At 63.0% G+C, this 10,069-nt stretch carries 10 protein-coding genes; 2 read left to right on the plus strand and 8 right to left on the minus strand.

What is annotated here, in order from left to right; genetic code table 11:
* Positions 1–230: 230 nt before the first annotated feature.
* The 7 genes from KF827_RS19135 to KF827_RS19165 all read right to left on the minus strand — a co-directional run bounded on the left by KF827_RS19135 (position 231) and on the right by KF827_RS19165 (position 7,585).
* Positions 231–1,298 carry a tartrate dehydrogenase gene (locus tag KF827_RS19135; protein ID WP_291009092.1) on the minus strand — a complete coding sequence of 356 codons (1,068 nt, stop codon included), beginning with the start codon at positions 1,296–1,298 and terminating at the stop codon, positions 231–233.
* Between the two features lie 11 nt (positions 1,299–1,309).
* Positions 1,310–3,037, minus strand: coding sequence for a carbamoyltransferase C-terminal domain-containing protein (locus KF827_RS19140; protein WP_291009095.1), 1,728 nt, complete (start codon positions 3,035–3,037; stop codon positions 1,310–1,312).
* A 4-nt stretch (positions 3,038–3,041) separates the two neighbouring features.
* On the minus strand, positions 3,042–5,450 hold the full coding sequence (pheT, locus tag KF827_RS19145) for a phenylalanine--tRNA ligase subunit beta (RefSeq protein WP_291009098.1): 2,409 nt from the start codon (positions 5,448–5,450) through the stop codon (positions 3,042–3,044).
* The gene (gene pheS, locus KF827_RS19150) at positions 5,447–6,529 is read right to left on the minus strand and encodes a phenylalanine--tRNA ligase subunit alpha (RefSeq protein WP_291009101.1); all 1,083 of its coding nucleotides are present in this window, start codon (positions 6,527–6,529) and stop codon (positions 5,447–5,449) included. Before pheS ends, pheT begins: the two co-directional genes overlap by 4 nt.
* A gap of 112 nt (positions 6,530–6,641) precedes the next feature.
* On the minus strand, positions 6,642–7,010 hold the full coding sequence (gene rplT / locus KF827_RS19155; protein WP_291009103.1) for a 50S ribosomal protein L20: 369 nt from the start codon (positions 7,008–7,010) through the stop codon (positions 6,642–6,644).
* A 13-nt stretch (positions 7,011–7,023) separates the two neighbouring features.
* Positions 7,024–7,221: a 50S ribosomal protein L35 gene (rpmI, locus tag KF827_RS19160; RefSeq protein ID WP_291009106.1), complete on the minus strand. Its 198-nt coding sequence runs from the start codon at positions 7,219–7,221 to the stop codon at positions 7,024–7,026.
* Between the two features lie 154 nt (positions 7,222–7,375).
* Positions 7,376–7,585, minus strand: coding sequence for a hypothetical protein (locus KF827_RS19165; RefSeq protein WP_291009110.1), 210 nt, complete (start codon positions 7,583–7,585; stop codon positions 7,376–7,378).
* A 312-nt stretch (positions 7,586–7,897) separates the two neighbouring features.
* Between KF827_RS19165 and KF827_RS19170 the strand changes: the two genes are divergently transcribed.
* Positions 7,898–8,647 carry a DEAD/DEAH box helicase gene (locus KF827_RS19170; protein ID WP_291009113.1) on the plus strand — a complete coding sequence of 250 codons (750 nt, stop codon included), beginning with the start codon at positions 7,898–7,900 and terminating at the stop codon, positions 8,645–8,647.
* Between the two features lie 152 nt (positions 8,648–8,799).
* Positions 8,800–9,765 (plus strand): class I SAM-dependent methyltransferase, encoded by a 966-nt coding sequence (locus tag KF827_RS19175; RefSeq protein WP_291009116.1) that lies wholly within the window; start codon positions 8,800–8,802, stop codon positions 9,763–9,765.
* 18 nt (positions 9,766–9,783) lie between these two features.
* Here the strand turns inward: KF827_RS19175 and KF827_RS19180 are convergent.
* Positions 9,784–10,069 (minus strand): nitroreductase family protein (locus tag KF827_RS19180; RefSeq protein ID WP_291009119.1); only part of this gene is annotated, 286 nt, incomplete at its 5' end.

The raw sequence follows: 10,069 nt of genomic DNA on the forward strand, positions 1-10,069 counted from the left end.
ACCCGGAAACCCATCACCGGCACGCGGTTTTCGTCCAGCCGGCCATAGAACGGGCCGTTCTGGATCACGAATTCGGCTTCGATGGGCAGCGGCTTGAAGCCATCGGGGATTCCGGCCGCCGACCCAGCCTGGGCAAGATTTTGGGGAGCATTCATGGGCGGGGGTTTTACCATCCCCCAGGGTCTGCGGCAACGCAGCATAAAGCCCAAAAAATCCCGATTTTTAGCCGGTCACCCCGCCGCCACGGCTTCGGCCACCGCCTTGCCGAGATCGCTGGTGCTGGCCTGGCCGCCCATATCCGGCGTGCGCGGGCCGAATTCCAGCGCCTGCTCGATGGCTTTCACCACGGCATCGGCGGCATCCTTGTGGCCCAGATGCTCCAGCATCATGGCGCCGCACCAAATCTGGCCCACCGGATTGGCGATGCCCTTGCCGGCAATATCCGGCGCCGAGCCATGCACCGGCTCGAACAGCGAGGGGAATTTCCCCTCGGGATTGAGATTGGCCGAAGGCGCGATGCCGATGGTGCCGGTGCAGGCCGGGCCGAGATCGGACAGGATGTCGCCGAACAGGTTGGAGCCCACCACCACATCGAACCAATGCGGATGCAGCACGAAATGCGCCGTGAGGATATCGATGTGATACTTATCGGTGCGCACTTCGGGATAACGTTTCGCCATCTCCTCCACCCGCTCGTCCCAATAGGGCATGGTGATGGAAATGCCGTTCGACTTGGTGGCCGAGGTGAGATGCTTTTTCGGCCGGCTCTGCGCCAGGTCGAAGGCGAATTTCAGGATGCGATCCGTGCCGATGCGAGTAAGGAAGGTTTCCTGAACGACGAATTCACGTTCGGTGCCGCCGAACATGCGGCCGCCCACCGAGGAATATTCGCCCTCGGTATTCTCGCGCACCACATAGAAATCGATATCGCCCACCTTGCGGTTGGCCAGCGGGCTGGGAATGCCCGGCATCAGCCGCACGGGGCGCAGATTCACATATTGATCGAATTCGCGGCGCCACTTGATCAGCGAGCCCCAGAGCGAGATATGGTCGGGCACCCGGGCTGGGTCGCCCACCGCGCCGAAATAGATCGCATCATGGCCGCCGATGCGATCCTTCCAATCCTCCGGCATCATCATGCCATGCTTGAGGTAGTAATCGCAGCTCCAATCGAAGCTGTCGAAGCCGAGATCGATGCCGAAGCGGCGCGCCGCCGCATCCATCACACGCAGGCCTTCGGGCATCACTTCCTTGCCGATGCCGTCGCCGGCGATGACTGCGATCCGATGCTTGGCCATATTCTATTCCCTCAGGCTTTTTTCCATACCGCGCTTTCGGTCACCACATAATCGATGCGGCCTTCCACCAGCGCGCGCAGGCATTCCGCCGGCGTGTTGATGATCGGTTCTTCATGTACATTGAAGCTGGTATTCACCAGCACCGGCACGCCGCTGCGCTCGGCATAGGCGGTGAGAATATCGTAATAAAGCGGGTTCGGTTCGCGTTCGATCACCTGCGGCCGTGCGGTGCGATCCACATGCACCACGGCGGGAATGCGCATGCGCCATTCATCTCGCACCTGGCAGGTGATGGTCATGAACCGCGCGGCATAGAGCGATTGCGGCAGCAGATCGAAAACCCGCGTGGCATCCACATCGCGCACCACCGGCGCAAACGGCATGAATTCCGAGCGTTCCAGGCGGTCGTTCAGGGTCTGGTTGATCTCGTTGCGCAAGGGCGCGGCCATGATGGTGCGGGCGCCCAGCGCGCGCGGCCCATGCTCCATGCCTTTGGCGTAAATCGCCACGATCTTGCCATCATGCAGCAATTCCGCCGCCGTCTGCACCGGATCGCCCCGCACAGAATCAGCATGCACGAGCGCCGCGCCGCCATTGGCCAGGATCGGATCGATATCCGCCGTGTAATCGCGGCCCAGATAGAGATGCGGAAAGCGATAGCGTTTGGAAAGCCAGGTCTGCAAACCATCGCGCGCCAGCAGATAATCCAGCGCGCCGCCGGCGGCCAGGCCCTGGTCGCTCATCGCCGGATAGATGAACACTTCATCCACCGGCAATTCCTCGGCCAGGCGCTGGTTCAGCTTCACATTGGCGAAGACGCCGCCAGACAGGCCGAGTTTGCGCAGGCCATGCTTTTTCAGCAACCGGCCCACCGCCAGCAGGATGAAATCCTCCAGCACCTTCTGCACGGAAGCGGCCACCACTTCGCGCGGATGGCCCTCCGCCCAGGCGAATACCCAGCGCCGCATGGCGGGGTAGCTGTCGAAATCGCTGCTCACGCGACCATCGTCGTCCACGCTGAAATGCGAGGCCAAGGCCTGGGCGATGGCGGGTTCGCCAAGGGCGGCCAGGCCGGTCAGCTTGCCTTCATGCTTGTTGATTCGGAAGCCCAGCGCCTGGGTGGCATAGCCATAAGCCAGGCCCAGCGAATCGATACGCATCGGCTGCAACAGGCCGTCATCGCCGCCATACAGCGTTTCGAGTTTTCCATCGCGCAGAATGCGGTGGCTGTATTGCACATTGTCGCCGCCGCCATCGGCGGTATAAATCAGCGCCTCATCCCAATCGGTATGGAACAGCGTGCCCAGCGCATGCGAGCAATGATGATTGTAGAAATGCAGCTTGGTATCGGGCCGCAGCCCGGCATCGCGCAGAAAGCCCGCGGCATCGAACATGTTGATGCTGTCGGTGCGGCCATAGCGCACGCATTCGCGCTCCATGCTTTTATTCTTTTCCAGCCCCACCATTTCGCGCACGCGATTCTCTACCAGGCGCGGCAGCGGAAAATGCTTGAAATAACGGCTGGGAAACGCGCCGCGCGAAAGCGCCACGGCAGACACATCCTGCGCCGTGATGCCGGCGATGCCCAAACATTCCGCAATCGCCTCGTCGGGGATGCGGCCGCCATCGATCTTGCGGCGCGTCATGCGCTCCAGCGCCACGGCGGCCACCAGTTCGTAGTCGCGGTAGAGCGCCGCGCAGGCATCGTGATAGCCGGAATGAATGCCAAGCGTGTACATGCGATCAGGCCCGCAGCACGGCGCCGCAGGCCTTGGCCGCCGCGTCCACCACCTTCTTGCCCACCGCCTCGATCTCGGCATCGGTAAGCGTGCGATCCTGCGGCTCCAGCCGCACCGAGATCGCCACGGACTTTTTGCCGGGTTCGATATTGTTGCCGGCGAATACGTCGAACACGCTCACCCGTGCGATCAACGCCTTCTCGGCACCGCGCACGGCCTTGAGCAGACTGTCCACCGCAAGCCCGGCATCCACCAGGAACGCGAAATCGCGCTCCACCGCCGGATATTCCACCAGCTTCAACGCCGGCTTGGCGCGGCCGGATTTGGCACGCGCTGCCGGAATGCGGTCGAGAAACACCTCGAAGCCCACCAGCGGTCCGCGCGCATCCATGGTTTTCAGCACGCGTGGATGCAACTCGCCGAAATGCGCCAGCACCACTTTCGGCCCCAGGCGCAATGTGCCCGAACGGCCGGGGTGATACCAATCCGGCGCCCCATCCATCACCATCAGGTTTTCCACCGGTGCACCGGCGGCGGCCAAAGCGGCAATCGCATCGGCCTTGGCATCATAGGCATCCACATTGCGCGGCTTTTCCCGCCAATGACGCGGGCCGCTCATGCCGCGCCGGATGCCGCTGGCCACCAGCGACTGGCCTTCCGGCGTTTGATCGGCATATTGCGGACCGAGTTCGAACAAAGCCACATCGCCGAAGCCGCGATCCATATTGCGCTTGGCCGCTTGCAGCAGGCCGGGCAGGATCGAGGGCCGCATGGCATCCAGATCGGCGCTGATCGGGTTGACCAGTTGCAGATCGTCCTTGCCGCCGCCAAACAGAGCGGCATCGGCACGGCGGATGAAGGAATAGGTGACAGCCTCCACCAGCCCGCGCGCGGCCAGGCCACGGCGGGCCAGCCGGGCGCGGCGCTGCGCGGCATTCACCGCCGGCAGCGGCACGGCACGATCCACCGGCAGCGGCGTGGCCGGAATCAGGTCGAAACCGGCCAGGCGCGCCACTTCCTCCACGATATCGGCTTCGCCATCGATATCCGGACGCCAGGACGGCACGTCGATCTGCAAGCGCTCGTCGGCTTCGGAAACCCCAAAACCCAGCGCGCGCAGCAATTCTGCCTGGCGCGCAACCGGCAGATCGAAACCCACCAGCCCCAGCAGGCGCGAGGGACGATACGCCACCCGGCGCGACCAATCCGGCTCGTCGCCGGCCACTTCCACGATGGAGGCCGAGCCGCCGCATAATTCTAGGATCATGCGGGTGGCCAGTTCCATGCCGTCATGCAGGAAGGCGGGATCGACGCCGCGTTCGAAGCGATGGCGCGCATCGGAATGGATGCCCAGCTTGCGGCCGGTCTGTGCCGTGCGCACCGGATCGAACCAGGCGCATTCCACAAACACATCGGTGGTGGCTTCCGAACAGCCGGAATGCTCGCCGCCCATCACGCCGCCGATGCCTTCCGGGCCGTTATCGTCGGCGATCACGGTCATGGTTTCATCGAGGGTGTATTCGCGGCCATCCAGCGCCAGCAGCTTTTCGCCGGGCCTAGCCAGGCGCGCCACGATATCGCCCTTCACCTTGGCGGCATCGAACACATGCAGCGGCCGGCCAAGATCGTAGGTGAAGAAATTCGTCACATCCACCAGCGCCGAAATCGGGCGCAGGCCGATGGATTTCAGCCGGCGCTGCAACCAGGCCGGCGACGGCCCATTCTTCACGCCACGGATCAGGCGGCCGACGAACAGCGCACAGGCATCCTGGGCATCGGCGGGAAAATCGCGCCGCACCTTGATCGGGCTGTCATACATGCCGGTGGTGGCCACCACGGTGAGCGGCTTCAAGCTGCCGATGCCGGCAGCGGCCAGATCGCGCGCGATGCCGCGCACGCCCAGGCAATCGCCGCGATTGGGCGTCAGCTTGATTTCGATCACCGGATCGTCCAGCCCCATCACACTGGCGAACGGCGCGCCCAAGGGCGCATCGGCCGGCAGGTCGATGATGCCGTTATGCTCGTCCGACAGGCCCATCTCGCGTTCCGAGCAGAGCATGCCGTTGGAGGCCACGCCACGGATGGTGGCGGCCTTCAGCGTGAGATCGATGCCGGGCACGGTGCTGCCCACGGGCGCGAACACGCCCTTCATGCCGGCCCGCGCATTCGGCGCGCCGCACACCACCTGCAACGGTTCGCCTTCACCGGTATCCACCAGGCAAACCCGCAGCTTGTCGGCATTGGGATGCGGATCGGCCTTCAGCACATGCGCCACACGGAACGGCTTGAAGATGGCGGCCGGATCGGTCACGCCCTCCACTTCCAGGCCGATGGCGGTCAGCTTGGCGCAGATGGCATCCAGCGATGCATCGGTTTCGAGATGGCTTTTCAGCCAGGACAGCGTGAATTTCATCGCGCCACCCCCTGGCCCAATGTGGGTATATCCAGCGGCACGAAGCCGTAATGCTTCAGCCAGCGCAGATCGGCATCGAAGAAGGCGCGCAGATCGGGGATGCCGTATTTCAGCATGGCGATGCGGTCGATGCCCATACCCCAGGCGAAGCCCTGCCATTCATTGGGATCGACGCCGCAATGTTCCAGCACCTTGCGATGCACCATGCCCGAACCGAGAATTTCCAGCCAATCGTCGCCCTCGCCCACGCGCAGCACGCCGCCCTCGCGCGAGCAATTGATATCCACTTCCGCCGACGGCTCGGTGAAGGGGAAATAGCTGGGGCGGAAGCGCATCTTCACCTTGTCGGTCTCGAAGAAGGCCTTGCAGAATTCCACCAGCACGCCCTTGAGATGGCCCATATGGATGTTGCGGTCGATCACCAGGCCCTCGATCTGATGGAACATGGGCGTATGCGTCATGTCGTAATCGGAGCGATAGGTGCGGCCCGGCACCACGATGCGATGCGGCGGCTGCGCCGAACGCATGGTGCGGATCTGCACCGGCGAGGTATGGGTGCGCAGCACCATCTGTTCGCCATCTTCGCGCGGCGGCAGATAGAAGGTGTCCTGCATCTGGCGCGCGGGATGCGCCGGCGGAATGTTCAGCGCGGTGAAATTATGGAAGTCGTCTTCGATATCCGGGCCTTCGGCGATGGTGAAGCCCATGGCGGCGAAAATCTCGGTGATCTCGTCGATCACCTGGCCGATCGGATGGATGCGGCCGAGGTTTTCCGCGCCATCCAGCAGCGGCAGCGTCATGTCCTGCTTCTCTGCCGCCAGCCGGGCATTGATCGCGGCATCTTCCAGCGCGCCGCGCTTGGCGTCCAATGCGCCGCTCAGACGATCCTTGATCTCGTTGAGCTGTGCCGCGCGCTGCTTGCGCGCCTCGGGCTCCAGCCCGCCCAGTTCCTTCAAGGCGGCACTGAGCCAGCCCTTCTTACCCAGCGCATCGAGCCGCGCCTGTTCCAGCGCCTCTGGCTTCTCGGCCTGGGCGATGGCGCGCTCGGAAGCCTGCGCCTGCGCTACGATATCGGTCATCTGATTGCCTCTGGAGAGGGACAAAAACAAACGGGGATGAAAACAAACAAAGGGGGCCGTTGGCTGACGGCCCCCTTCGCAAGCAATCGCTGAATTACGTTTCGCGCGCCGCTTAGGCTGCCTCTGCCGGCAGCGCGGCCTTGGCCTGCGCCACCAGAGCGGAGAAGGCCTCCGGCTGGGTGACGGCGAGATCGGCAAGCACCTTGCGGTCCACCTCAACGCCGGCCAGCTTGAGGCCGTTCATAAATCGGCCATAGGTGAGGCCTTCCTCACGCACGGCGGCGTTGATGCGCTGGATCCACAGCGCGCGGAAATTCCGCTTGCGGGCGCGGCGGTCGCGATACGCGTAACGCAGGCCCTTCTCCACCTTCTCGATGGCGGCGCGGAAGGCATTATTGCCACGGCCGCGATAACCCTTCGCGGCCTTGATGATCTTCTTATGCTTGGCGTGGGCGGTAACGCCGCGCTTGACACGTGCCATTGCGGTTTACTCCTCAGCCAGCTAGATAGTATTTTTTGATCTTGCGCGCATCACCCTCGAACACGATGGCGGTGCCACGGTGGTCGCGGATCTGCTTCGGTGTGCGCTTGATCATGCCGTGACGCTTGCCCGCCTGGGCACGCTTCACTTTGCCGGTGGCGGTCAGCTTGAAACGCTTCTTCGCCCCGCTCTTGGTCTTCAACTTGGGCATTTTGCGATAACCTCCATGAGGAGTAAGTTGCATTCTAGGCAGACACGGCAGCCCTTTCAGCCGGAACGCCCGATAGAGGCGCAGGTTCTAACGGCCCGAAAGCCTAATTGCAACTGCCTTCCGGGGAGTCTGCCGGAATCCCGGGCCCCATCTTCTAGCCCGGCTTCTGGCCCGGCTTCTGGCCCGGCTTCCGCTCGGCCCGACCGGGTTCTGACTCATGACCAAACAGCCGCTCGGATATGCCAGAGCCGACAAGAACGATAGGAATTTTTACCAGAACATCGACATTCAACGAGTCGAAACCCGATTTGTGGATAAATCCATCGATATTGCCGTAAATAATAGCTGCCAATAAAAACGGCATTATCGTTCGTGGAAAATTCAGATGAAAATAATGCTTTATTTTCAAATCATTAGCAGTTTCCCCGTGGCAAAAATGTCACGCTGAATTTTCGCACTTGCAAAAGCCGGAAGGGTGGGTACTATCCCCGAGTTCGCGGCTCCCCCGCCGGGAAAATCCGCACTAGCCCTGGACTTAATATCGATTGTCTAGCAGGGCCGGGTTTCTAAACACCCACTCTTTTCGTCTGGTAGCCGTTGGCGCCGGGATGGGGTGGCATTCTCCGGTGGGACTCCGTGTTGTGATTTGCCCGTGTTGTGAAAAGATAGTCGGACGATGTTGAACGCCTCTTTCTCGCAGCTTGATCTCGTGGAACCCATTCAGCGCGCCTTGGCCGCTGAAAAGCATCAGGCGCCCACCACCATTCAAGCGAAAGCCATCCCGCATCTGTTGCAGGGCCGTGATCTGCTGGGCCAGGCCGAAGCCGGCGCTGGCAAGACCGTGGCCTTCACCCTGCCGATTCTGCAGCACCTCTCGATCGACCGTCATCCGGCTGGCGCCCGCAAGGCCCGCGCCCTGGTGCTGACGCCGGCGCGTGAGCGCGTGCAGCATATCCATGAAAGCTTCCGTGCCTATGGCCGTTTCGTGCGGCTCAGCCAGGCCACTGTATATGAAGGCCCGGGCAAGGCTGCCCAGGCCCAGGCGCTGGCCCGCGGCATCGACATCGTGATCGGCACTCCCGGCCGCGTGGTCGAACTGATCAATGCCGGCCAGCTGGAGCTGAACAAGCTTGAAATCCTGGTGCTGGACGAAGCCGACCGCATGCTGGATCTCGGCCTCACCGCCGAGCTGAAGGCGATCTTCGAGGCCGCGCCCACCGAGCGCCAGACCATCGTGTTCGCCACTACGCTGCCCGCCGAGATCAAGCAGCTGGCCGATAGCCTGCTCACCGATCCGGTGACCGTGTGGGCCAATCCGCCGGCGCCGCGCCTGATCACCACGGCGCAATCCGCCCGCATCCGCGAGCTGGAAGCCCGCCGCCGCGTGCGCGACCTGCTGCCCGAGCGTATCGCCTCGCGGCGCTAAGGCGCATTGCCCCACGGCGCTAAGGCGCATTGCCTCGCGGCGCGGCGCTAAGGCGCATTATCTCGCGGCCTGATCTGAATCAATCGCCGGATTCAAACCTGCTGGACCCTGGCTTCCTGCTGTGAAAAACTGCGCAGCGGAGGTTGCGTTACGTGGCAAGCCAGCCAGGCAACAAGCATACCGATAAACACCCAGACTCGCCGTCGGGCAAGCCACCCGGCTGGCGCGCCAAGTTGCGTGCCTGGTGGGAAGGCGATGCCGCCGGGGCCGATGATATGGCGGATGGCCAGCCATATGCCGCCGAAGCCGAGCCGCCGCCGCCCGATCCCGAGGATACCGAACCCACCATCGCCAGTTGGCCGCCGCGCCGGCTGGCCGTGGTGCAAACCCTGTTCGGCGAGGGCTTCGATAAACCTGGCGGCGAGGCGCTGATCCGCCAGCTGACCCAGCCATTGGGCCTCAATCCCAATCATTCGATCACCGAACTTGGCTGCGGCATGGGTGCCATGACCCGCCTGCTGGCCCGCGAGGGCATGTGGGTGGATGCCTGGGACAGCGATGCCGCGCTGGTGGATACCGGGCTTGGCCTGGCCCGCAAGGAAGGCTTGAAGCAACGCACCAATATCCGCGCTTCAAGCCTGGACGATATCCAGTTCAAACGCCGCAGCATCGATGCGGTGCTGAGCAAGGAAGGCCTGATCGGCGTACAGGACAAACGCCTGCTGCTGGCCAAGCTGCGCGGCGCGCTGCGGCCCGGCGGACAGTTGATGTTCACCGATTTCCTGCTCACCGGTTCGGAAGAAAGCCGCGTCTATGAAGTGTGGTTGGAACGCGAGCCGGTGAAGCCGCATCTGCTGACCCTGGAAGGCCTGCAGGCCGAGCTGGAAAGCCTGAATTACACAGTGATGTTCCTGGAAGATGTGTCGCAGGAATACAAGGCCGCGCTGCTCGATGCTTTCTCGGCCTATGCGGCGCAGATCAAGCTGCAAGGCGCCAATGCCGATCCCATCGAACGCGATTGGGCGATTTCGGAGGGCGAGCATTGGGCGATCCGGCTCAGCGCCATGGATGCCGGCTGCATCCGGCTCTATCGCTGCTTCTGCCGCGTGAACGATTGAAACAAGCCTGGGCGCCGCTCAATCGTGCCAGGCAACCACGTCATCCAATGTCGCACGCTGGGTGCGGAACCCATTGGCCGGCGCATCCATATCGGCATAGCCGAATGAAATGCCGCAAACGACCAGCCGGTTTTCCGGCAGGCCGAAAAAGCTGCGGATGAAAGCTGCGTAGGATGCGATGGCGGCCTGCGGAATCGTGGCCACGCCCAGGCTTTGCGCCGCCAGGGTGAAGCCGGCAACAAAGCCGCCGCAATCCACCGCACCATAGGGGCCGAGCGCTTCCTCGCTATGGATCACCGCCACA

The sequence above is a fragment of the Ferrovibrio sp. genome (genome assembly GCF_019636075.1).
Classification (GTDB): Bacteria; Pseudomonadota; Alphaproteobacteria; order Ferrovibrionales; family Ferrovibrionaceae; genus Ferrovibrio.

What these genes read in the sequence shown, in the direction of transcription:
- KF827_RS19135 (WP_291009092.1), bottom strand. Translation starts at nt 1,298, where the DNA reads ATGGCCAAGCATCGGATCGCAGTCATCGCCGGCGACGGCATCGGCAAG.
- KF827_RS19140 (WP_291009095.1), bottom strand. Translation starts at nt 3,037, where the DNA reads ATGTACACGCTTGGCATTCATTCCGGCTATCACGATGCCTGCGCGGCG.
- pheT (WP_291009098.1), bottom strand. Translation starts at nt 5,450, where the DNA reads ATGAAATTCACGCTGTCCTGGCTGAAAAGCCATCTCGAAACCGATGCA.
- pheS (WP_291009101.1), bottom strand. Translation starts at nt 6,529, where the DNA reads ATGACCGATATCGTAGCGCAGGCGCAGGCTTCCGAGCGCGCCATCGCC.
- rplT (WP_291009103.1), bottom strand. Translation starts at nt 7,010, where the DNA reads ATGGCACGTGTCAAGCGCGGCGTTACCGCCCACGCCAAGCATAAGAAG.
- rpmI (WP_291009106.1), bottom strand. Translation starts at nt 7,221, where the DNA reads ATGCCCAAGTTGAAGACCAAGAGCGGGGCGAAGAAGCGTTTCAAGCTG.
- KF827_RS19165 (WP_291009110.1), bottom strand. Translation starts at nt 7,585, where the DNA reads ATGCCGTTTTTATTGGCAGCTATTATTTACGGCAATATCGATGGATTT.
- KF827_RS19170 (WP_291009113.1), top strand. Translation starts at nt 7,898, where the DNA reads ATGTTGAACGCCTCTTTCTCGCAGCTTGATCTCGTGGAACCCATTCAG.